Annotated in this window: 22 protein-coding genes, 1 pseudogene and 1 riboswitch; of the genes and pseudogenes, 7 read left to right on the top strand and 16 right to left on the bottom strand. The window is 34.1% G+C overall.

Translation table 11 applies throughout. From position 1 onward, the window contains the following. The first annotated feature begins 5 nt into the window (after positions 1-5). Positions 6-1229 (top strand): MFS transporter, encoded by a 1224-nt coding sequence (locus D2K62_RS04775; protein WP_112182514.1) that lies wholly within the window; start codon positions 6-8, stop codon positions 1227-1229. A 78-nt stretch (positions 1230-1307) separates the two neighbouring features. On the opposite strand, the gene D2K62_RS04770 is transcribed toward D2K62_RS04775, so the two are convergent. The 7 genes from D2K62_RS04770 to D2K62_RS04740 form a co-directional block, all read right to left on the bottom strand. Further along, positions 1308-2330 carry a C45 family autoproteolytic acyltransferase/hydrolase gene (locus D2K62_RS04770; protein WP_112182515.1) on the bottom strand — a complete coding sequence of 341 codons (1023 nt, stop codon included), beginning with the start codon at positions 2328-2330 and terminating at the stop codon, positions 1308-1310. Continuing rightward, positions 2331-3110: a MerR family transcriptional regulator gene (locus tag D2K62_RS04765; RefSeq protein WP_117161013.1), complete on the bottom strand. Its 780-nt coding sequence runs from the start codon at positions 3108-3110 to the stop codon at positions 2331-2333. 137 nt (positions 3111-3247) lie between these two features. Beyond that, positions 3248-4264, bottom strand: a complete 1017-nt coding sequence (locus D2K62_RS04760; RefSeq protein WP_117161012.1) for an oxidoreductase — start codon at positions 4262-4264, stop codon at positions 3248-3250. 202 nt (positions 4265-4466) lie between these two features. After that, positions 4467-5366: a PTS system mannose/fructose/sorbose family transporter subunit IID gene (locus D2K62_RS04755; RefSeq protein ID WP_369974632.1), complete on the bottom strand. Its 900-nt coding sequence runs from the start codon at positions 5364-5366 to the stop codon at positions 4467-4469. 30 nt (positions 5367-5396) lie between these two features. Further along, positions 5397-6203, bottom strand: coding sequence for a PTS mannose/fructose/sorbose transporter subunit IIC (locus D2K62_RS04750; RefSeq protein ID WP_112182519.1), 807 nt, complete (start codon positions 6201-6203; stop codon positions 5397-5399). A 30-nt stretch (positions 6204-6233) separates the two neighbouring features. Beyond that, positions 6234-7208 carry a mannose/fructose/sorbose PTS transporter subunit IIA gene (locus D2K62_RS04745; RefSeq protein ID WP_112182520.1) on the bottom strand — a complete coding sequence of 325 codons (975 nt, stop codon included), beginning with the start codon at positions 7206-7208 and terminating at the stop codon, positions 6234-6236. Between the two features lie 481 nt (positions 7209-7689). Beyond that, the gene (locus tag D2K62_RS04740; protein ID WP_112182521.1) at positions 7690-8061 is read right to left on the bottom strand and encodes a DUF956 family protein; all 372 of its coding nucleotides are present in this window, start codon (positions 8059-8061) and stop codon (positions 7690-7692) included. 326 nt (positions 8062-8387) lie between these two features. On the opposite strand from D2K62_RS04740, the gene D2K62_RS04735 reads away from it, so the two are divergent. Beyond that, on the top strand, positions 8388-9134 hold the full coding sequence (locus D2K62_RS04735) for an SDR family NAD(P)-dependent oxidoreductase (protein ID WP_117161011.1): 747 nt from the start codon (positions 8388-8390) through the stop codon (positions 9132-9134). 89 nt (positions 9135-9223) lie between these two features. Here the strand turns inward: D2K62_RS04735 and D2K62_RS04730 are convergent, their stop codons facing one another. Beyond that, a complete protein-coding gene (locus tag D2K62_RS04730) occupies positions 9224-9946 on the bottom strand; it encodes a sulfite exporter TauE/SafE family protein (RefSeq protein WP_117161010.1) in 723 nt (240 codons plus the stop codon). Between the two features lie 226 nt (positions 9947-10172). Between D2K62_RS04730 and D2K62_RS04725 the strand changes: the two genes are divergently transcribed. The 5 genes from D2K62_RS04725 to D2K62_RS04705 all read left to right on the top strand — a co-directional run bounded on the left by D2K62_RS04725 (position 10173) and on the right by D2K62_RS04705 (position 15101). Further along, positions 10173-10874, top strand: a complete 702-nt coding sequence (locus D2K62_RS04725) for a response regulator transcription factor (RefSeq protein WP_117161009.1) — start codon at positions 10173-10175, stop codon at positions 10872-10874. Continuing rightward, positions 10871-11800 carry a sensor histidine kinase gene (locus D2K62_RS04720; protein ID WP_117161008.1) on the top strand — a complete coding sequence of 310 codons (930 nt, stop codon included), beginning with the start codon at positions 10871-10873 and terminating at the stop codon, positions 11798-11800. The genes D2K62_RS04725 and D2K62_RS04720 overlap by 4 nt, the downstream gene beginning before the upstream one ends. A 93-nt stretch (positions 11801-11893) precedes the next feature. Further along, positions 11894-12820, top strand: a complete 927-nt coding sequence (locus tag D2K62_RS04715) for an ABC transporter ATP-binding protein (RefSeq protein WP_117161007.1) — start codon at positions 11894-11896, stop codon at positions 12818-12820. Next, positions 12813-13499 carry an ABC transporter permease gene (locus D2K62_RS04710; RefSeq protein ID WP_112182527.1) on the top strand — a complete coding sequence of 229 codons (687 nt, stop codon included), beginning with the start codon at positions 12813-12815 and terminating at the stop codon, positions 13497-13499. Before D2K62_RS04715 ends, D2K62_RS04710 begins: the two co-directional genes overlap by 8 nt. A 238-nt stretch (positions 13500-13737) precedes the next feature. Then, a riboswitch (purine riboswitch) is annotated at positions 13738-13835 on the top strand. Positions 13836-13910: 75 nt separating this feature from the next. After that, on the top strand, positions 13911-15101 hold the full coding sequence (locus D2K62_RS04705) for an MFS transporter (protein ID WP_117161006.1): 1191 nt from the start codon (positions 13911-13913) through the stop codon (positions 15099-15101). A 262-nt stretch (positions 15102-15363) separates the two neighbouring features. Here the strand turns inward: D2K62_RS04705 and D2K62_RS04700 are convergent, their stop codons facing one another. The 8 genes and pseudogenes from D2K62_RS04700 to D2K62_RS04670 form a co-directional block, all read right to left on the bottom strand. Then, positions 15364-16071 carry a hypothetical protein gene (locus D2K62_RS04700; protein ID WP_117161005.1) on the bottom strand — a complete coding sequence of 236 codons (708 nt, stop codon included), beginning with the start codon at positions 16069-16071 and terminating at the stop codon, positions 15364-15366. A 93-nt stretch (positions 16072-16164) separates the two neighbouring features. Further along, positions 16165-16371 (bottom strand): RhuM family protein, encoded by a 207-nt coding sequence (gene rhuM, locus D2K62_RS19255; RefSeq protein WP_255421353.1) that lies wholly within the window; start codon positions 16369-16371, stop codon positions 16165-16167. Then, a pseudogene (gene rhuM / locus D2K62_RS04695) lies at positions 16349-16915 on the bottom strand (RhuM family protein). The gene rhuM (D2K62_RS19255) and the pseudogene rhuM (D2K62_RS04695) overlap by 23 nt, the downstream one beginning before the upstream one ends. A gap of 26 nt (positions 16916-16941) precedes the next feature. Then, complete coding sequence (locus D2K62_RS04690; RefSeq protein WP_117161004.1) at positions 16942-17124, bottom strand: hypothetical protein; 183 nt, start codon at positions 17122-17124, stop codon at positions 16942-16944. A gap of 10 nt (positions 17125-17134) precedes the next feature. After that, positions 17135-17329: a nucleotidyl transferase AbiEii/AbiGii toxin family protein gene (locus D2K62_RS19395; protein WP_157967843.1), complete on the bottom strand. Its 195-nt coding sequence runs from the start codon at positions 17327-17329 to the stop codon at positions 17135-17137. Beyond that, the gene (locus D2K62_RS04680) at positions 17245-17925 is read right to left on the bottom strand and encodes a nucleotidyl transferase AbiEii/AbiGii toxin family protein (RefSeq protein ID WP_117161002.1); all 681 of its coding nucleotides are present in this window, start codon (positions 17923-17925) and stop codon (positions 17245-17247) included. Before D2K62_RS04680 ends, D2K62_RS19395 begins: the two co-directional genes overlap by 85 nt. After that, positions 17906-18547, bottom strand: a complete 642-nt coding sequence (locus D2K62_RS04675) for a type IV toxin-antitoxin system AbiEi family antitoxin domain-containing protein (protein ID WP_117161001.1) — start codon at positions 18545-18547, stop codon at positions 17906-17908. Before D2K62_RS04675 ends, D2K62_RS04680 begins: the two co-directional genes overlap by 20 nt. A 496-nt stretch (positions 18548-19043) precedes the next feature. Then, positions 19044-22139, bottom strand: coding sequence for an AAA domain-containing protein (locus D2K62_RS04670; RefSeq protein ID WP_198671272.1), 3096 nt, complete (start codon positions 22137-22139; stop codon positions 19044-19046). Between the last annotated feature and the right edge of the window lie 287 nt (positions 22140-22426).

Below are 22426 nucleotides of genomic sequence, written 5' to 3'. Positions count from 1 at the left end.
AAGAGATGGCAGAATCATTAAAAAGAAGTGTTAACGAAGTATCTGAATTTAAGAAAAATCACTCTGCTTTTCGTTTTATTGGTGGAAATGTCATATCTTTTTGTGGTGACCAAATTTATTTGATCGCTATTCCTCTTATGGTTTTGGCTATAACAGGTTCTCCATTGAGCATGGGGTTGGTAGCGGCACTTGAGCGTTTACCAATTTTATTTCAACCACTTACCGGGATATTAGCAGATCGTTATAATAGAAAACATTTGTTATTACTATGTGATCTGGCAAGATGTATAATTGTTGGTTTAATTGGGGTACTATTTATTTTCGACTTATTAGAAATTTGGTTCTTAAATAGCGCGGCTTTTCTTATTGGGATACTAAGTCAAGTATATAATATTGCTCAATTTGCTTCCATCCCAAGGTTAGTACGTAAAGAGGACCTGCAAGCTATCAATTCTATAAATACAGGTTTATTTAATACTGCTGTATTAGTTGCGCCAGGTCTAGGTGGATTGATTATTAGTTTTTACAACCCCGGGTATGCGCTTTTAATAAATAGCTTTAGTTTTCTTGTAGCATTTTTTGCGATTCTAAGTATCAATTTAAAACAAGAGCCTCAAAAGCATGATAAGAAAAGTTCATTCTGGCTAGATATTAAAGAAGGTTTCCAATTTGTTATTCAAACAAAGCCAATACTTTATACAAATCTAGCAATGCTAATTTCAATCTTTGGTACAACCTTATTTTTAACCATGATGGTATTTCATTTAACTGATACAATTAATTTAACAGTAGAACAGACTGGTATACTCATATCGATTGGAGGAATCGGAGCGATAACCGGTGCATTAGTTACTAATTTATTAAGTGAACGTTTCACATACAGGCGCATCTTATTTTTTGCTTCTTTTATCGGTGGGTTTTCGATTATTTTATTTGGCGTAGCATCTAGCTATTTTCTGCTAATTGTATTCAATGCTTTAGGCACTTTTGCTGCCTCATTGATGAACCCTTGTATTGTTACAATAAGACAGACACTAACTCCCGATCATTTATTAGGACGTGTCCAAGCTACGAGTCGATTTATGGCATGGATTCTTATGCCTTTAGCAGCGTTTATAGCTGGTCTATTAGCTAATGAATTTGGAACAAATTTTACGATAGTATTAGGAGGCGTTGTATCAACTTTCGCTTCATTATTTTACCTACATCAATCATTGAAATATAACTAAATAAATTGTTTTTAGAAGAGAGCTATACACTAATTCTCCTCTACGTAATCCTTTTAGATGTTTTATAGGGCTCTTATTTTACATTACTTGATTAATTGTTCCTTCCATACTTTTAGGAAGAGTTGATATCCCATCCATAAATTCCTTTAAAGAAAATAACAATGGTTTACAATTTCCACCAACACCAACAATAATGCTCAAATTATCGGGTGAATAGACAACTGTATGCAATGTACCAAAGTACTCTTTATAGTATTTTGAAAATAATGGTGAAGTTTCATCATTAAAATGATGATAAGCAGCTATAGGCGACAGACTCTCTCGCAATAAGCAACTTACATATTCCTTACGTTTTAATGAGCCTTGTATATCAACACTATTTTTCATTCTCAATATATCCGATTCAAAGTGATTTGTGCATATTCGAGGATTAGAGAAATTTATGACCTGTTGATCTGGGGATGCTTCTATTATTATACTTTTTCCACTTTGATCTGTAATGGAATAGTTGTAGCAATAACCATGCGGAATAGTCTTGATAAAACTTACTGTATCTTCAATGTTTGCGCATTGTTCTAATAGCATTCTAACAATAGTCGTAGCAACAAAACCTTTCTCACTGTGTTCGTTATTTACAAAATGCAACCCTACTACAAGCCCTTTTTCATTCATTCCATCAAGTCTACCAATTACTTGGTGACTAAAACCTACACTAGCATAGCCATTTGTAGGATTCGTAATTACAAGTCTTGCATCGTATAGTTCTGGACTGAAATCGTAATTCCGAGCATAATATCCATCGTTTATTAAAGTAGTACAACCCATCTTAGGAAATCTCACATCATATCCACTAAAGTGTTTAATAGTCGCATCTAAATCCAAGTCTAAACCTTCTGCCAAGCCTTTCAGTTCTTGATAAAGATTCGGTGAAATACCTTTGATTAATTCCTTTACATCTTCCTCATTTTCATTAATCGTTAATTTCCTCAGGTGATCCCAATTCGGTAATGCGATTAATTCTTTTCCTTGCTCTATACCAAATTGGTTATAGTCCCCTTTTAATTCTACTAGTCTTAGAACTAACTCTTCATTCCCAAGCATTTACTCGTCCTCCCTTTTTCCAATCTGAGTGACAGGCATTAATAAGTCAAGATCTGAAAAATCCTCGCCACGGTAACATTCTAGTATCGAACCTGTAGGAGCCCATTTATTTTCAATTGCATAACGCATTAATTTCTGATAACCATCTTGAATTTTTGAAATTGGACTTTTAAAAGCCAGTGCTATACAAATACAAGATGCAGTATGCTCAATTGAGTGAATTTCAGAAAGCTTATTTGCATGTGTATCAACTGGTACACAAAATCCAATCTTTGCTTTAATTAAATCTTTTCCAGATAGATAGTTTAAATAACAGCTTTTTATTGGAATATTTAATTTCTTAAGTTCTTTCATCCTTTTTCTAACATGTTCTTTGAATTGTCCAATGTTAGATTCAGCCAAAAACCAAATAATAGTCTCCTCGCTCTTTTCTATCAGATAAATTTGTTCACTTTCACAATTACTATCTAAATAATGTAAACTTACATTCAATCTATCAAGTCTTCCACGTATAATTTGGATCCACTCATCCATCATTCTTTTTTTTGATTTTGTATCGTTTTCCTTTAAATATGCCTCAATGTCTTTAATAGGTATATCTGCTAATCGTAAACTTGAAATTAACTTTATTTTTGCAACTTGACCTTCAGAATACATCCGATACCCACTGCTGTTTCTTTCTACTGACCTTAGTAGATTTTTCGATTCATAATACCTTATTGCACTTTTAGAAATCCCAGTTCTTTCAGATATATCTTGTATTCTCATAAAACCACTCATTTCATCCCCCCTAAATTCTATCTTACATCTTAAAGTTACTTTAAGGTCAAGCGATATTACGAAGATAAAAAGACTTACTATATTAGTAAGCCTTTTAAAAGATACGATTGGTTTCATACGCCTTAAGATCTATGCTTTTACTTTAAATTTTTAACTCCCGTTTCTAATAATTCCAATTGTAGAAGTGTTTGTTCATCTGTAATGACTTTATCTTCACCATTTATGATGGCTTCATATAAATCATCATATACTTTCCCATAATCACCATTTACCGATTTCACTTTTTCTTCGTGGGTCGTACCTTCTTCATCGATATATGTTAGTACACCATAATATTCTAGTGTATCAACGCCAAAATCCTTGTTATCCGGCATGTAAAATAGCTTTAAATGTTCTTCTTGGCGATCTTTCGTCTCTTTCACAAAACAACCCTTAGTGCCGTAAACGACGAAGCTAGGTCTTTGTTTCATTCTAAAATAACTTGATTTAACTGATACTTTTAACCTGCCATAATATAAATCCAGATCAAAATAGTCATTCATTCTTCCAGGTCCTAATAGTTGTCTTACATCATAATGTGTAGAATCCGGCTTACCAAAATAGCTAATGACTTGATCTAGTGTGTGACAGCCATGTTCATATAAAAATGAAAAAGCCGGAATAAACGAATGAACAGACTCTGGTACATGTGGGCGATAATAGTCATAATGCATTTCTACTTCGAGCAATTCCCCTAATTTTCCTTCTTCAATGACTTTTTGAACAGTTAGAAAATCACTATCAAAACGTCTATTTTGATAGGATTGAACAATTAATTCTTTCTCTTTTGCCAATGCAAATATTTCTTTTGCCTGTTCTGAAGTTTCCATAAATGGCTTTTCAACCAAACAGTTTTTATTATGCTCTAATACTTGTTTTGCATATTCATAATGGCTGTCATGTCTGGTGCAAACTACAATGAGTTGAATGTCCTTGTCATTTAATAACTCATCTAAGTCAGAAGTATAATTTACGCCTGCAATTTTGTCCCAATCATCATGTGCAGGGTTTCTTCGATAAATTGTTTTCACATTAATATTGTCTCGTTGCAGTACGAACGGTAAATGATATCTGTTCGTGCTTTTCCCATTTCCAATATAACCGATTGTTAGCATGGTGACCTCCTGATATATGTAATTAATACTGTTAAAACTTAAAATCTGCTTTTACCCTAACTGAAAGGTCTTCAATATTTCCTTCCATTCAGCCATATAAAAAAGCACCTCCTAATGACTAATTTATCATGTTAGGAGGTACTTCTCAATTTATATAGCTAACACTTATTCATTGAATACAACTAAGTAAGTGTCTACCGTATTACATTAAGCCAATTACGTGGAAAATAATACCAACAACGAACAATCCAAGAATCATTGTAATTGGAGAAATTTTCTTTCTAAGTAACCACATGCAAAGAATGGTAAGCAATAAACCAGATAAACCTGGAATTAGACTGTCTAAGTTATCTTGTAAAGTCGTTACGTTATTTGGACTTAACGACATACCAGCAGCTTGTTGTTCCAGTGCAGTTCTAATTCCTTCTGCACCAGAAGGTAAGTTATCCCAATCAATATAGGCACCTTCATCCAATGGAACTTCGGATACAGTTGGTGCAAATGATACAGCTACCCAGCGGTTAACTAAGGAACCTAGAATGAACATACCCAGTATCGAGGCGCCTTTGGTTATATCCTGAAGTATTCCACCAGATAGATCTTCCGTAATTTTGGAACCGGCTTTGTAACCAAGTTCTTGTGTATACCACATGAATCCCATGCGAAGAAGATTCCATAAAACGAAGTAAAGAATTGGGCCAAGTATATTACCAGTCAGCGCTAGAGAAGCCGCTAATGCACCGATAATTGGTTTAATTGTGAACCAGAAAACTGGATCTCCAATACCAGCCAATGGACCCATCATACCAACTTTAACCCCTTGGATTGCTTTGTCGTCAACTGGCGCACCATTTGAACGTTCTTCTTCAAGTGCTAAAGTCACACCAAGAATAGGTGATGCTACATATGGATGTGTATTAAAAAACTCTAAATGACGTTCTAGTGCAGCAGAACGATCTTCTTTTGTTTGATATAACCGTTTGATTGCAGGAATCATTGCAAATGCCCAACCACCGTTTTGCATACGTTCATAGTTCCAAGAACCTTGAATGAAAGTTGAACGCCACCAAATAGCGATGCGATCTCTTTTAGTTAATTTCATTTCTTGTGCCAATTTATGTCCTCCTCCTTTTTAATAGTCTTCAATAATATTGCCTAGCGGATCACCAGTGTTTCCGTTTCCACCATTACCTGATCCACCTTGTTTCGAAAGTGTTATATAAATAAGTGCAAGTGCTACACCGATACCACCAAGTCCCACTAGTGTAATAGAAGAAACTGTGGCTAATACGAAACCAATTGCAAAGAACGGCCATACTTCTTTTGTTGCCATCATGTTGATAACCATAGCAAAACCAACTGCTACGACCATTCCTCCACCTACTGCCATACCGCCTGTTAACCAATCTGGCATCGCTTCAAGCAAATTTCTAACAGGCTCTGCACCAATCGCAATGATTAATGCCGCTGGGATTGCAATACGTAACCCTTGTAGTGCAATAGCAACCATATGCCAAAATTCTATTTTTCTGAAATTTCCTTCTTTTGCTGCCGCATCCATGAAATGCACCAATGCTGTTGCAATTGTACGAACAAAAATTGTTAATAGTAAACCTGCAACTGCAAGTGGAATTGCAATCGCAATTGCTGAATCAACACCCGCTTCACCCCGACCACTTAAAACTAGGATAATTGCAGACGCAACGGATGCCAACGCAGCATCAGGTGCCACAGCCGCTCCAATATTTGCCCAACCTAAAGCAATCAATTGTAACGTACCACCTAAGATAAGGCATGGGACTAAGGTTCCTGTCGCTAAGCCGATTAATGTACAAGCAATGATTGGTTGGTGGAAGTGGAACTCATCCAATATTCCTTCAATACCAGCAATAAATGCTATGATAACAACTAATATTATTTGAATCATCGTCAAATCCATGATTATTTATCCTCCTTTTTTGTCTAATAATTAAGATTGTTTCTCTTTGTTTAACTCTGCTTGAGCTCTTTTAAGAATGTCGTCCATCCTTGCTTGCGAATCATTTGGTACTTTACGCACATCGAATTTCACACCAAATTCTTTTAATTTAGCAAAAGTATCGACATCTTCTTGACTAAAAGCTAATACCTTATTCGGTTGAACTTTACCAATTGAGTGTGACATAGAGCCAACGTTAATCGTATCTAATGGAACGCCACCTTCAACTGCTCTAAGTACATCTTGTGGGTTCTCGAAAAGAAGCAATGCTCGTTGTCCACCAAAATGTTGATCATCTTTTGCAAGCTCGATCATTTTCGCAATAGGAACAACGTGAGCTTTTACCCCTGAAGGAGCAGCCTGTTGAATTAATTTCTTGCGAAGTTCATCCTGAGCCACTGTATCAGATACAACGATAATACGTGTAGGCAATGTATTTCTTGTCCACGCAGTCGCCACCTGTCCATGAAGCAAACGAGAATCAATACGCGCTAACACGTATTCAAATTTACCAGGAGCACCAGTATCTGATGGTCCGGTAGCAGTTTCAGTAGAAGCTGCTGGCTCTAATTCTTCAGGTTGTACTCTAACCGCCTCTTTAGCTGTACTTAAAATATGTGCCGCAACTTCATGTGCTGTGTTCATAGATAAGCGTGATGCGTAAGATTCGATCACCATTGCTAAGTTCACCCCGGCAACAATGGCCCACCTGTCTTTGTGTTCTTCCATTAAGCTGTTGGCTTGGTTGAAAGGAGTTCCACCCCAAAGATCAACTAAGAATAACACTTCATCTTGGTTGTCGAAAGAGGCGATTGCTTTTTGCATTTTTGCCTTTATATCATCAGGTCCTTCACTAGGCATCAATGTAACAGCTTTTACATTTTCTTGTTCTCCGAAGATCATCGCTCCAGATTGCAAGATACCATCAGCAAATTCACCATGACTGGCAATTACAATTCCTACCATCTTTTTACCTCCTCTTATTTATTGTTCAAACTTATAACTAGTAAACTCCTAAAGTAGTAATTTTTAGAATGTTGCAATCGATTACATTTCCGACACAACTAAAAAGAAATAAAAAAAAGTAAAAAGTATATTAAATGAAGGCATAGGTATACAAATTCCCTAAATTCTTCGCTTTAATCAATACTTTTTACTCATGCCTGATCGAATCAGTAACACGCAAAAAATAATTGCGATAACTATATAATTTTATCTAGCTACTATTTTGTAGTACAAATAAATAGCATATGAGTTACTTTAAGAGTTTACAAGATGATTATAACACACCACTTTTTGCCTATCAAGAGAAAGTTTTTTATTTTTTTAACAAGTGAACACTCTTTTGAAAGAAATAGATAGTATACTGTAAATTTTTGTGTAAAAAAGAATATATATTAACTGTGTAACAGTTTGTCCAAACAATAAAGACAAATTTGTTTCTATCTTACTTTTTAGATTTTCTCTTAAAAGTTCGTTTAATTACACCAAAGAAACCTAATGATTGGACCATACGATTCGGATCAACATATTCACGAATTGCTCGGAAAACTTTTTTTGGATCTTTAGAAGAAAATGTATACGTTCCACTGCTCTTCGTTTTGATAGCGTAACGTGGAATCCATTTTCCTTTGAACATGACGGAAGCCACTACATAATCAACTTCTTCCCAAGGAATTTGAATAAACTTACGCGCATCTCGCTTATTGAAAAATTCAAACCCTTTATCTCCAATCATGATTTCACCATAATCGGAAACTCTTATATGTGAGGTTGCTTTAATAACTAAATCAACTTTTGTATTAATTGATTGGACCACATTGATTACCCCTTTTCTTTCTTTTACTATTCATTATTATACACGTTTTATCACGACCAGCAAAAAAAATTAGATACATTTCTGCATTTATTTAAACAGAATACCGTTAAAATTGCACGTGTTGTATATAAAATGTCCAATTCCGGTTCATTTATAAGTATTCAAGATCTACCAAAGGCAACAGTTGAGATGAAGGATTGATAGAATCAACCGGAACGATTACACTTATACTAACATTTAATGCTTAGGTAGTAATTATGCTTTACTTAACGTTGATTATTAAGGTGAAATTAACCTTTTATAATGATTAAAAAGGGAGTGATTATATGTCACGTTTAAACAACCAGGTCATTCTTGTCACTGGCGCTAATCGAGGACAGGGAAGAGCTATTGCTCAGCATCTTGCCACATTGGGGGCTATAGTAGCGATTGGGGCTCGTAACTATAATGAGGCTAAAGAAGTAGCCGAGATGATTGGTGAGAATCATGCTATTCCAATTCAATTAGATGTAACAAAAGAATTAGAATGGAAATCAGCGGTAGATGAGGTCATAAATAAATATGGCAAGCTTGACGCATTAGTGAATAATGCTGGAGTAATAAAACGCAAACCATTTACAGAAACAACCCTAGATGATTATCAACAGCTAATTAATACTAATCAACTTGGTGTTTTTATGGGGATGCAAGCAGTTATTCCACAAATGGAAAAGCAGCAAAAAGGATCCATTGTAAATAATGTATCGATTTCTGCTTTTGCTCCAATTAGCCAATCCTCTGTTTACGCTGCGACAAAAGCATCTGTTGTTGCAATGTCTAAAGCTGCAGCTATTGAATTAGGACCAAAAGGAATTAGAGTAAATATGGTTCATCCAGGTGGCATCGAAACAACAATGGCTACACAAGGAGAAGGTGTTCCAGCTTATTACGATTCCGTACCTTTAGGGCGTATTGGACAACCAATTGAAATTGCTCGAGCTGTAGCCTTCCTTGCATCTGATGAAAGCTCGTATTGTACGGGTACAGAAATTGTAGTAGACGGTGGAATGACCCTGGGTACTTCAGATGAGTAAGTGAAATTCTCAGTAAATAGTATATACTCAAAAAGAGCACTTTCTTTCTAAGAAATGTGCTTTTTTATTTTATATTGCTACCTAATTGATTATAATAACCCCAAACTTTCTATTAGTAAGTAAATCCCTGTAAATAATAAGATTATATATGTAAATATACGGAAAACACTTTGGTTAATCCTTTTAAATAATAGTTGTCCCAAATACAATCCTACAAAAACTAAAGGTAAGGCCCATAAACTTGATACCCAGATTATCTTATTTGTTCCAGCAAAAATCACTTGAATGACTAAACTAATAAAATATACAAATAAATAAAAGGCTAGTGTAGTTCCTCTTAATTTCTCCTTTTTAGTATCTGTACCTGAAAAATATAATAATAATGGTGGTCCTGGCATACCGATACTTGTTGTGAATAAACCTGATAGTCCACCAACAATTAAATCTCTCTTCTTATTTTGGTTAATTCGAAACGTAAGAATGAGCATTATTGTTAACACTAAGATAATAAGGCTCACGCCCAACTTTAATCTATCTATATCAACTAACAAGAAGATCATAATTCCAACAGGCAGACCCATAACACTTCCTACCACAAATCTTCGAAGGATGCCAAAATCAATATCTTTTCTAATTTTTATTATTAATGCACTAGAAATAACTAAAGACAATATTAAGTTAATTTGAATTGCCTCAATTGGTTCAAATAATAAAAAAAGAAATGGAGTAGCCAAAATTGAGAATCCGAATCCTGTACTCGTTTGAAGTACGGAAGCGATTAAAATAATTATTATAAATGCTAGTATCTCCATAAAACACCCTCTTTTCTATCAAAAAGCTACCGTTAGCTACAGCTATCTTAACATTTCATTAATTGTTCGACTATCCTAAACCAATTTCATTCTTTCTTTTTTGTATTATTCAAAAGTTTCATTCTACACCTCAAATTCACTGCTATAATAGAAAATAGTAGCAAATATAGGAAATGAATTGTTATTTGACAATGATATCGCTTTTTCAAGGAAAGGATGAAGCAAATTGAACGAATTGATTTTAGTAGTAGAAGATGATCAACAGATTCATGAAATGGTTGCTAATCATCTTAAGAAAGAGGGATACAGGGTTGTCTCTGCATTTGATGGAGATGAAGCAATAACACTTTTTTCTCAGGAAAAAATTGATTTAATACTGATTGATTTAATGCTCCCATCTAAGAATGGGATCGATATTGTAAAAGAAATCCGTGAAGAAAGTTTACTACCAATTTTAATCATGTCCGCAAAAGATAGTGATGTTGACAAGGCACTAGGACTTGGTTTTGGAGCAGATGACTATATTGGGAAACCATTTTCCTTAATTGAAATGACCGCAAGAATAAATGCCGCATTACGACGATCAAACCAGTATACACATAGCCCCTCCGCTAATCAGGGAACCAAAGTAGAGATAATGAATCTTATCATTGATTTGGATAATTTTACAGTCTTAAAAAACGGAAAAGAAATCAACTTAACAGCAAAAGAATTTCAAATATTACGTTTACTTGCAACACATCCCAACCAGGTATTTACCAAAGGTCAACTTTTTGAAAGCGTTTGGAAAGATGTCTATTATGGGGACGAAAACGTCATAAATGTTCATATTAGAAGACTGAGGAGTAAAATTGAAGATGACCCTTCCAAACCAACGTATATAAAAACCATTTGGGGGATTGGCTATAAAATGGAGCTAAGCAAATGATCATTATCTTATCAATTATTATACTTATTCTGCTTCTATTACTCTTTCAAAACTATCTTTCCAAGAGAAGGTTAGACAGCAATCTGCGCTACATATCCAAAAAGGTCAATCATCTCATCTCCAACGATTCATCAGACCGTATTTTATTAATGACTGAGCACAAAGCGTTACGCAAACTGTTAGTTGAAGTCAATCAATTACTTGATTATCATCAAGAATACATAGCTGATAATACTCGTATGCGCATGTCTATGAACCGTATGCTAACCAATGTTTCACATGACCTAAAAACACCTTTAACAGTGGTTTTAGGCTATTTAGAAAACCTGCAATACGACAAGGATTATACATCCGAAGAGCGTAATGCTTTGTTAGCCAAGGTATCTGTAAAAGTCATCGATGTAGCAAGTCTTATTAATAAATTCTTTGATTTGGCAAAGCTTGAGTCCGGTGACTGGCAACTAGACTCCAAACGCATCCATATCAATGAAGTGTGTCGAAAAGTTATAGTTGGATATCATGATACGTTAATCCACAAAGGTTTTGACGTGGAAATAGATATTCCCAAAGAACCCCTCTATCTTTATGGTGATGAAGATGCCTTGATTCGTATCTTAAATAACTTATTGTCAAATGCGATTCGTTACGGACAAGACGGCAATTTCGTCAGTTTAAAGTTATATGATGATAACGAACTTGTAACGATTGAAGTGACAGATAAAGGAAAGGGCATCTTACATTCTGATCAGGACCGCATTTTTGAGCGCCTCTATACAGTTAAAGATTCGAAGAGTGAATTTACACAAGGAAGTGGCTTAGGCTTAACGATTAGCAAACGACTTACAGAACAGATGCAAGGAAAGCTTGCATTTTCTAGTAGTCCTACTACTCGAACAACTTTTGTCCTGTCATTCAAAAAAGCTTAATTATTGAAAACGTAAGATTTACTTAAGGAATTGGTAAGAAAAAAGACATTTTCCTTTGCTATAGTTAAGTTAGATCGAAAGGGAGGCAAGAAAATGACCTATATTATTCGGACACACAACTTAACAAAAGCTTACAAAGGAAAAGAGGTAGTATCAGAAGTAAATATGCAGGTGAAAAAAGGGGAGATTTATGGATTTCTGGGTCCTAACGGTTCAGGGAAAACGACTCTCATGAAGATGATAACGAACCTTGTAACACCAACTGGTGGAGACATTGAAGTCTTAGATGAAAAGTTAACTCCATCTTCCTTTGAGGTGTTAAAAAGAATCGGTAGTATCATTGAATATCCTGTTTTTTATGAAAAGCTATCCGCCAGAAAGAACCTTGAGCTCCATTGCGAATACATGGGCTATTACAATAAAGGCGCTATTTCTGAAGCACTAAAGCTAGTTAATTTAGTTAACATTGAAAATAAAACCGTCAAGGAATTCTCGCTTGGAATGAAGCAAAGGTTAGCCATTGCAAGAGCGGTTATCACGAAACCAGATCTACTAATACTAGATGAGCCTTTAAACGGACTAGATCCCTTAGGAATTCGCGAATTACGTGACTTGTTTTTAAACCTTAGCAGACAATACGGCATGACTTTATTGATATCCAGCCACATTCTCGGTGAGATCGAGCAGATTGCAGATACGATTGGTGTAATACGAGAAGGGAAATTGCTAGAAGAGTCCTCAATGGATCTGATACGAAGTAAACATGTAGAGCATGTCGAGTTAATTGTGAAAGAGCAAGCAAAAGCTGCATTTGTTCTAGAAAGTGAGTTAAATATCGCTAATTTTAGAATAAAAGAACACGATGGTTTGATTCATATCTATGATAGTAACATTTCGCAAAATGACATTATTCATGCGATGGTTATAAACCAGATTGAAGTTGGATCGATTACTAAAAAAAGTAAATCGCTAGAGGATTATTTTTTACAGTTAATTGAAGGAGGCAATAAAAATGCGTAGCCTGATAAAGTTAGAAATGCGTAAGATGAATAGTGGAAGTATGATACTAACATTCCTGTATATTAATGCTGGAATTATCGGTTTGTTTTTATTGTTCGGATTAGATGAAGAGGCTACTGCAGAATTTTTAACGAGCTATGAAAGTGTATTTATGTTAATAGAAATATTTATCGTGGCTGCTTTTGTTATTTATGCCTCCGTCCTTCTCTCTCATATGATTATAGAAGAATTTAGGGACAAAACAATCTCTGTCTTGTTTATGTATCCGATTGATCGCAAAAAACTATTAATAGCAAAAGTTCTTATCATAAGTATGGTAACCTTCGTCTTTGTCATTCTCTCGAACATTATTGTATTTGGTAGTTTTACCTTATTAAATTCAACTTTTCACTACATCAGTGGACCCATCACACAAGATATGTTGACTGAAAAAGCTTTACGCACGATTTTGATTGCAATCAGTTCTGCTGGAATGTCTTTAATACCGTTATTTTTCGGAATGAGAAAATACTCTGTTCCAGCAACGATTACATCCTCAATTCTGATTATTGCGGTCATCTTTTCCTCGACAAACAATAGTAACCTTTTTTCGTTTATTGCTATCCCGATTTCATTAGGCATCGTTGGATTTTTGATTGCCTATCTCGTTATTAATAAAGCAGTAAAAGCTGATTTTTGATGATCAAGGGGAGATGCTGTATCTCCCTTTGTTTGTTTTTATTGATTTGAAGACATGGTTAGCTATAAATAGATTCACAAACAACAATCTGGCCCGATTGCGAAACAAGACCCCATCTAATCCAATTAGAATGACATGGGGCTTTCCACCAACTACAACCCTTATTCTAATGGTAGTATCAAAGCTAAAAATTAATACTTGAAAAGTTAGGTGATACCTAGTAAACTATTCAAAGTACTCGTTTATAAGTTAATCTACCTGTATAACCTCAGAATATGGATGAGGGTCTCTACCAGGAACCTTAAAATCCTGATTACAGAAAATGAATTATTCATTTTTTGTAATCAGGATTTTTTTGTTTTCTAAAAATATCTTTATTATTTTTTCATTTGAAAGGACGTAAAACAGAATATGAATTTAAAAGTCTTTATCCTAGCATTATCAACTATAGCAGTTGGAATGGTTGAATTAGTCATTGGCGGCATCCTTCCAACTATCGCAAACGATTTAAACATCTCACTAAGTTCTGCTGGACAACTAATAACAATTTTCGCACTTATTTATGCTATTTTCGGTCCAGTGTTACTAGTCATCACTAGCAAAATGGAGCGGAAAAAGTTATATCTGATATTCTTATCTATTTTCTTTATTGGTAATATCATGACATATTTCAGTCCGAATTTTACCTTTATGATGATTGCAAGGGTCTTAACCGCAATGAGTACAGCACTTATCGTTGTACTATCCTTAACCATAGCATCAAAAGTTGTTGCACCAGCACATCGTGCAAAGGCTCTGGGTCTGATTTATATGGGCATTAGTTCGTCACTTGTCATGGGAGTGCCACTGGGAATTCTGATTTCTGACAGATTTGGCTGGCGCATTATTTTTCTAGGGATTGCTATTTTATCTATCGGTTCTTTTGTGCTTATTTCTATCTTTTTGGAGAGGATTCCTGGGGAAATTTCAATTCCACTTTCAAAACAATTAAAGGCAGTGAGTAGTATAAAAATTGGTAGTGCACACCTTGCAACCATGTTTATGCTAGCAGGGCATTATACGCTTTATGCGTACTTCACTCCATTTTTAGAAACGGAACTTCATCTGAACTCCAGTTGGATAAGCATATGTTATCTATTATTTGGAATTGCAGCGGTGAGTGGCGGCGCATTCGGAGGAATTCTTTCAGATTTGATTGGAGCCGGGAAAAGCATCATTGTAGTAATTATTTCATTTGCCGTTGTACTATTTATATTACCATTTACAACTTTTTCACTTATTGTATTCCTACCGATTATGATGGTCTGGGCTGCATTAAGCTGGAGTCTTGCTCCACCACAACAAAGCTATTTGATTCAAACAGATCCTGTCACATCTGATATTCAGCAAAGCTTTAATAACTCAGCATTGCAAATAGGGATTTCTCTTGGATCAGCATTCGGTGGTATCGTGTTAAATCAAACCGGAACTGTCACGCACACAGCTTGGTTCGGTGGCATCCTTGTCATCATATCCTTGGCATGCGCCGTCTTATCTTTAACAAGAAATACCAGCGCAAGAGAAAATAAAAAAATGACCTTGGCTGCACAATCAGATACTTGAGTAGTTTTTATTACAAAACTAAAACACCAAAAAAATATGATAACAGGCTCCACCTTAAGAAAAGGACTGTTAGGTTCACAAGTTTGACTCTCTAATCAAAAATAGCACCATTCTAGAATGGTGCTATTTCAACTTAAAAAAATTTATTAACTTATTGCTCCGTTTCTTTTAGTGAAAAGCGTGTATATTTCAAATAACAAATCCTCCATAATTTCTACTACTAATCAAATAATGTTTGAATTTTAAAGTATTCCATTAGTGACTATTTTCTGCCTTCATTATGCCAATTGTGATATTCTTTAAAAACTTGTTGAATGTCATTATTAGACCTTTCTTCTACTAAGAATTTCACAGCAAGAAAACTACGCCAATAGTCAAACATGATACTAGTTAAACTACCCTGATAACTGGCAATACCGAATGCATCCAAAGAATGATTTCCATACTTCTCCTTAAACATTCTTACCAACTCTAATTCTACATTGGTAATTTCGTTAAATTCAACTTGATCTAGAATAACCTTCCTAGGTAAATATTCACACATTCCTTCTTCAAACCAAATACCATCTTCTCTTTCTTCATCAAAATCATCTACAAATAAATCTGAATGATGGGTTAGCTCGTGTCCCAATATTGTAAATAAATGATTCTCAGATAGACTTTCATAATACTTTTTAATTCTAGGTTTTTTACGATCCTCTAATTGTTGAACGAATAAATCCCTCCAGGCCGAAATATCAGGAGAAATATATATAATATCTTTGTTCGTAAATGCAGGGATTGGTATATCAGAGAAAACATTTGTCGCCAATTCCTCTGTGGTCCATACAATTCCCTTTGGTAAATCTTTTAAAGCAAATTTTTCTTCTAATTCAAGTTGGTATTCTGCTAATCTTTCTAAAAACCTATCAATTACACCTTTATATTTATCGAAATCCTCCTTGCTTTCAAAGGCATATATTTGTTTCATTAAATGTTTATTCCCCTTTCAATTTATTCATATTCGCGTTTCGTCACTAACTAAGCAAATTTCCCGGATAACATGTGGTGTAGAACTGAGGATTTATTTCTTTAAGTTCTTGTTCTCGATAAACTGCTCAAAATCATCATGAGTATCTTGATTTAAACGATGTTGGTTAAATTTTTTATACGCTTGAATGGCTAACTTATCGGCTACAGACTTCGAAATTTTCCCTGTATTTTCAAGAATTTCACGATCATTAAACTGAAGAAAGGCATTAAGTTTATCAATCCAATCGTTCATATGCATTGGCTGTTGTCTTTCCGCTTGATCTTAAAGCATAATCTAAGTACATTGTTACAATACGATTGAGTGATTTAAGTTCCTTTTCAATTAAGTAATTTTTAGTAACTGTTACATCCCTCTTCCGAACATCATCGCCTTTCAATAAGGTAAGGCCCATATTTTCCTTCTCTACCTTTACTCTGTCTACTATAAGTTCAGCCGCTGTTTGACCATGAATTGCAAAGTGTAGTTTATTTTGAACAGTTGCGAAGAATTCTTGTGTGATTTATGCTTTGGGATGGTAGTCAACTGATGTTGCATAAATGTCTGTAATCTTTTGATAGAATCTTTTCTCTGAAGCGCGAATATCACGAATTCGTTCAAGTAGTTCATCAAGATAATCTTGCCCAAAATTACGCATATCTTTCAGACGATCATCATCCATTGCAAAACCTTTAACCAGATATTCATTTAAACGTTTAGTAGCCCATTGACGGAATTGTGTACCTCGGTGAGAACGAACCCTGTAACCGATAGCGATAATTATTTCGAGCTTGTAATGTTTCATACCAAGGATAAGATGGAAATATTAACTTATTTCAAACTGATAAGACTAGCTGGATCTTCTGGAATCTCAACCGGTAGCCAACCGCTAGTAATAATCTCTTGTAAAGAGTTAATAGCTATCTCGTAATCAACATTCCTTGATAAAAATTCTCTTGTGTTAGTCTCATAATCTTTTTTGAAAACAGCTTCATTAATTATTTCTTGCATCATATCTAATGGTCTAAAACCCGGTCACACTGGAATATGTTTTCTTGCCCATTCGTCGTGTTTCTATTATTTGGATCATAAGAGAGGTTAAATTCACTGCATCTATTAAACCGCTTTCATAAATCATGTGAATGTCATAAATATGTCTGGATTTCCGCGTATAGTCCCTGTCATGATGATAGTCACATATAGCAAATAACTTGTCCAAAAATGTCCTATTGATTGAATATTCATAGAAAAAGGGGCCATATTATACTCTTCAATCAAATATATTAAATTTTCCGTTTCTAATAATCTGGTTATGTAGTTACTAACGACCCTTATTTCGCATGGAAAAGGTTTAAATCCTAGGCTGGTTTCAATAAGAATATGATCCAGCATTTGAAAGTCGGTTTCATCCTTATACGTTCGATTGTATCCTACTCTATACTTATTAAAGTGTCTTTTTGAACGTATTGGATCCTCCTTCTCGTCATTTAGTAAAGTGAAGTCTAGTTTATCTATTGTTTCTGTGATGGATTGAATCAATGATTTCTGTTGTTTTTTCAACGGACCACTTGTTAACTTACCTCCATCAAAGTTTATCGATAAATCAATATCTTCAGAAAAACGATGGATGACATCATAACACTTAGAAAGAGAAGTCCCCCCTTTAAATACTAGATTGGGCACGACCTCTTGTAGATTTTTCAACAAGAGCGAAACATAATAATCCTTTTCCACTTGAAAAGGTTGTAAGTTAAACTCATCCGATGCAGCTTCAACAACTTCTTGAAACACTTCTTTATTTTCGTGCAAATTCATTGTAAAGCTCCATTTCTATTGAATTTTCCAATGCTTTTCTTGGATATTTTTTTATATACTGATTTAGTTCACTTATCGTGACTGTAGATCCTTGGAGGTACTTTTTTATAAAGCCAATTGAATTTTTTAATGGAATTTCACTTACTCGATCGTACTCACTCAATAAATCTAATATTTGTAACAGCTTATAATTCTGATCATTAATTTTTATTCTTGGCTTCTTTAGTTTCACTTCTTTTTTCCCAAATGTTACTTTGTGTTCAGGTCTACCTGTTTCATTCGTTACAATGGTTGTCACGCTAGCTGTTTGCAAGGTTAGACCAAGCTGATTCGCAAAATTAGTGCCACTAATATAACCAATTACATTTTTATTAATTGGTTTAATATATCTTCTTCTTATCACCTTATCTATGTTTACACGTGGGTTTTTAAATACACTACCTGCTCTTGGTACATAGTAAATACCATTTCTAACTTTAATTAAATCACCTTTATCAGAAAGTCTTTTTACGTTTTGACGTAAGGCTTCGTCTGAGATATTTAAATGATTTTTTAAATCTTTCGTAAATACAGGCTCATCAAATCCATATTCTTTTAAAATGACTTCATATATCTTATTCACCTTACATCCCTCCAGATAAATTTATTATAGCATCAAATCAACATAAATGTAACGAATTTATATTATATTATTTCCCGAACGTGACATTTATGAGACATAAATTTGTTGATAGCAGACACCTTCTTTTGTATGGTTTTTATTACAGTCTCTGATTCCTACATATATTTTTTTATATACTCATTAATTGTATTTACTCCTCTTTGGTACAACAATTCCGCTATTGTTTTTTGAGATATCCAAATTGTCTCATTTTCCAATCTACATTCCTATTATTGTGATTTTATATTTCTGAATAAAACAAACCCCTTCAAACTTGTTTAAGAGTACTAAGGGGCTCGATTTTATTATTTAATTAGCTCTAATACAGCATTACTTCATTATAATTTTCTATTTAATTTGGAAACAAACTACCTTAGCTAACTCGATATGTTTAATATAAAATCTAATTCTATTCCATAGTTGATTTGCAAAATCAATACATTATCTATTCATTTGATTACCCATTGTAGTCATCAATAATAGAAATCGTTTTATTCGCCACTTCACTGCCAAGTGATGCATATAATTTCTTATCGCCAATAACATAAAACTCCTCTTTAGCTCGTGTAACTGCAACATTCATCATATTTGGATCAGAAACAGCCCACCTTGCTGCCCCACTGCTATTAGAGTCCGCTCCAAGAACAAAATAGACAATTTTCGCTTCTTTTCCTTGAAAAGTATGGACGGTTCCTATATTTGTTGGTTTCCCATTTTCTCGTTTTGTGAAGTCAATTCCGTCCAAAACTTTTGCAAGTTTATAAGCCACATTTCTAAATGGAGATATAACATAGATTTCGTCCTTTAAAACTGGCTCTTCCTGCAAACGTTTATCAATCAGACTTTTTAATAACTCAGCTTGTTCCTTAACAAATTTGTCATTTGCTTTTCCAATTATATCGTGCCATAATGATTTTCCTTGTGACTCATCTTCTGATTTACCTTGTACCATCAATCCATCATACGATATTTCATTTGAAATTGTAAACATCGGATAGTCCGAACGTCTGTGTACCCAAAGTGGTATGCCAATCCATTCATCATCATTTTTTTGAAAACCATACTGACTTGTTGCATCCACAACTGTTTGAGTAGAAGCATCAGCAGAGACAAATTTTTCGTCAACTTCGTAATATCTTCCAATCAAGGTCAGAACATTCGAATCTAACGTCACTACTGGTTTTATTTGTGATGGATCCCCAACAACCATAACTTTTTTACTTCTTAAAATTGCACCAACACTAGCTTGTGGTAGTGCTTGACCAGCCTCATCTATGAATAGATTACCTATTGAATTCTCATTAAGATTCTTAAACATTCTACCAAAACTAGCAAAAGTAGTGCTGACAACAGGGATAGTAAAATTCAACCATTGCCATGCTTCCGCAATTAACTGATATCCATTCTCTTTCCCAATGTATTCAGACTGTTTATCCCAAATATTCCATGCCGCCTTCAGACTCTTTTTATTTTCATACAGGAATTGCTTTCTAACCTTTAAGGCTGAAATAAATAACTCTGATTGTAAAATATGGAACTGCTTTGTAAACCACGGACTAGACTTTTGAAGTTCCTCATACGATAGTGAAAAATCCAGTTCCTTTATGCCACTTTCAGATTTGAGTTTTTCAAATAACGCAATTTCTTGCTCCATTTTTTTAAAATCATCTTGTTGAGCAGTCATCCAACGATTGAAGTCAGTTTTTATGTCTTGAATTTGTTTTTGGGTATACTCAATTTTTGTAGCATTTTCCTTTAACCCATTTTCGAATTGTATGCGATCATTCAACAATTTTGTTTTTTGTTGAGAAAGATTATTTAAATCCGCATTCGTATTATTGAGATTTTTAAAATACTGCTCAACTTTTGATTTATTAAATATTTTATGAAACCATAAGAAACTTGGCTTTTGTGAAGTAACTACATCATAATTCCTTTCAGCTTGAGCTTGTACATTAGTTAAGTTTTCCATTTCAATAAAAGCATTTGATAAACATTTTTGTAGATCTATACTTTCATGCCTCAGCCTTTCTAGTTCACGCTTCGCTTCTTTTTCCTGTGAAATCATATTTGTTTGTTTCTTCTTTTCGTTTTGTTCAAAAGTAATGGACTGCTCTTTATGCTTGGTTTTTAATTTTTGAAGAGCATACAGTTTCTCGCTGTACTCTTGCATTTTTTCTCTTTCAATTTTTAATTCATCATAGAGACGTGAGAATTCTCGATATACACTTACACCAGTATTCGCTTGATAATTTTCTTCTAAATCTTTTTCAATTACTTTAATGTTTAAAAGTAGCTTGTTAATGTTTGTTGATGCTCCGCCTTCTAACGAGAATGTGCCCCAATTTTCCTCATTTAAAAGCTCACTTTTTATCTCGCGATTCTTTCCAGAACCTTCACTGGTTAATTTAGAATTAGAAACATCTTTAAAATAATTCGCTTCCGCTAGCTGCTTTTTAAAATCGTCCGCAATCTCTTCATTTTTTGGTAATTCCTTAACAATGTTTTGGACTGCGCCATTGTTTGAACTAGCAACAATAATGTTCTTATCTGAAATGGAATGCGGTAAAACACCAAGTTTAGCATTTCGCCAATAAACCAGACTACCTTGAATACTTTTATTAGAGAGCTGTGAAATTTCCACTGCCTGTTGTACGACTAAATCAGCAAAAATATCTTTTAACAGTGTTGTTTTCCCTGTTCCTGGAGGCCCGTTGATACTACGAATATCATTTTCATCATTTAGAGCTAGATTTACCGCAACCTGTTGCATGAATGAAAGCGCAAAATCAGGATTACTTGGGAAGCGCCCCAATGGATAATATTTCGGTTGTAAAATATGTGACTCGAAAATATCTGAGTTAAAATGAATGGACTCTTTTTTGCTATCTAGATTTGCCCTGTCACCAGCAAAACCATTAAAATATCGATTTAAATTTTTATTTGTGATTTTCTTTGCTTTATTCAAATCTTCAATAAAGAATGAATGTAGATTAATATCTCCATTATCCAAATTTTTTAAAAATTTATAACGAAAGTATTCTTCCGAAAAATTATACTTTTGTAAAAGTTCAGAAATTGTAGTATTGAAATCCTCATCAAATTTCCTGTTCAAATCTTCTCTAAATGAGTTTTCAACTTTTAAAAAATCTTTTGGTAATTCACCATGTTGATGGATATAACCACTCATCGTAAAGAAAAATTTGTCTGCTATAAAATTTAATTGGTTATCCAAATATAGAGAGAAGGTGAATTTGTTAGAGTTACTAACTTCTTCGTAAGTTTTATCAATCTTGTATTTCTTCCTCAATATATCAACAACTTCTTCAAAATTGAAAATATCAAAATATAATACCAAGCCCGACTTCTTAAAGAACTTATCTGATACATTTTGTTTTTCTTTTTGTTCTGTTAAAAATTCTGAAAAAAACTTATTCCAGTCCTCTTCATTTGTATGTAAAGGCTTCAGCTGTATATCTTTTTTATTAATAGAACCTTCGGATAGTTGCTCTATCGTAATCCAAGCACTTAAAATATCTTCCCTGCTATTCATATTATTCCTCCCACTGTCATCTATATATAGAAAAATTGAGTTATAAGCTACATTGTCTATTGCAAAATAAAGAATCTGGAAGTTTTCATAGACAAAATTAAGTGTTAAATAAAAGTGTTTCAAACAAAAGATAACATTTAGATGTAATGAGACTGATCTATTGTGACTGCTAAACTAGAGTAGACAGTTATTGCTGAATAAGAAGAAACACTTATTACCCAAATATACCAGTAAAATAAAATACTCTGCCATTGTATGATGTTTAATATCTATCAATAACACATCAA

Source organism: Paraliobacillus sp. X-1268 (assembly GCF_003426095.1).
In the GTDB taxonomy this organism is placed as follows: Bacteria; Bacillota; Bacilli; order Bacillales; family Amphibacillaceae; genus Paraliobacillus_A; species Paraliobacillus_A zengyii.
Note: the sequence above shows the minus strand (reverse complement) of the source record. Positions and strands in the feature narration are given on the sequence as shown.

Coding starts and splice junctions, on each gene's coding strand:
- D2K62_RS04770 (WP_112182515.1), bottom strand. CDS start 2,330: ATGCTTGGGAATGAAGAGTTAGTTCTAAGACTAGTAGAATTAAAAGGG.
- D2K62_RS04690 (WP_117161004.1), bottom strand. CDS start 17,124: ATGATGCAAGAAATAATTAATGAAGCTGTTTTCAAAAAAGATTATGAG.
- D2K62_RS04755 (WP_369974632.1), bottom strand. CDS start 5,366: ATGAAATTAACTAAAAGAGATCGCATCGCTATTTGGTGGCGTTCAACT.
- D2K62_RS04710 (WP_112182527.1), top strand. CDS start 12,813: ATGCGTAGCCTGATAAAGTTAGAAATGCGTAAGATGAATAGTGGAAGT.
- D2K62_RS04680 (WP_117161002.1), bottom strand. CDS start 17,925: ATGAATTTGCACGAAAATAAAGAAGTGTTTCAAGAAGTTGTTGAAGCT.
- D2K62_RS04715 (WP_117161007.1), top strand. CDS start 11,894: ATGACCTATATTATTCGGACACACAACTTAACAAAAGCTTACAAAGGA.
- D2K62_RS04700 (WP_117161005.1), bottom strand. CDS start 16,071: ATGAAACAAATATATGCCTTTGAAAGCAAGGAGGATTTCGATAAATAT.
- D2K62_RS04735 (WP_117161011.1), top strand. CDS start 8,388: ATGTCACGTTTAAACAACCAGGTCATTCTTGTCACTGGCGCTAATCGA.
- D2K62_RS04720 (WP_117161008.1), top strand. CDS start 10,871: ATGATCATTATCTTATCAATTATTATACTTATTCTGCTTCTATTACTC.
- D2K62_RS04750 (WP_112182519.1), bottom strand. CDS start 6,203: ATGGATTTGACGATGATTCAAATAATATTAGTTGTTATCATAGCATTT.
- D2K62_RS04775 (WP_112182514.1), top strand. CDS start 6: ATGGCAGAATCATTAAAAAGAAGTGTTAACGAAGTATCTGAATTTAAG.
- D2K62_RS04730 (WP_117161010.1), bottom strand. CDS start 9,946: ATGGAGATACTAGCATTTATAATAATTATTTTAATCGCTTCCGTACTT.
- D2K62_RS04760 (WP_117161012.1), bottom strand. CDS start 4,264: ATGCTAACAATCGGTTATATTGGAAATGGGAAAAGCACGAACAGATAT.
- D2K62_RS04765 (WP_117161013.1), bottom strand. CDS start 3,110: ATGAGTGGTTTTATGAGAATACAAGATATATCTGAAAGAACTGGGATT.
- rhuM (WP_255421353.1), bottom strand. CDS start 16,371: ATGCATATGAACGATTGGATTGATAAACTTAATGCCTTTCTTCAGTTT.
- D2K62_RS04745 (WP_112182520.1), bottom strand. CDS start 7,208: ATGGTAGGAATTGTAATTGCCAGTCATGGTGAATTTGCTGATGGTATC.
- D2K62_RS04705 (WP_117161006.1), top strand. CDS start 13,911: ATGAATTTAAAAGTCTTTATCCTAGCATTATCAACTATAGCAGTTGGA.
- D2K62_RS04670 (WP_198671272.1), bottom strand. CDS start 22,139: ATGAATAGCAGGGAAGATATTTTAAGTGCTTGGATTACGATAGAGCAA.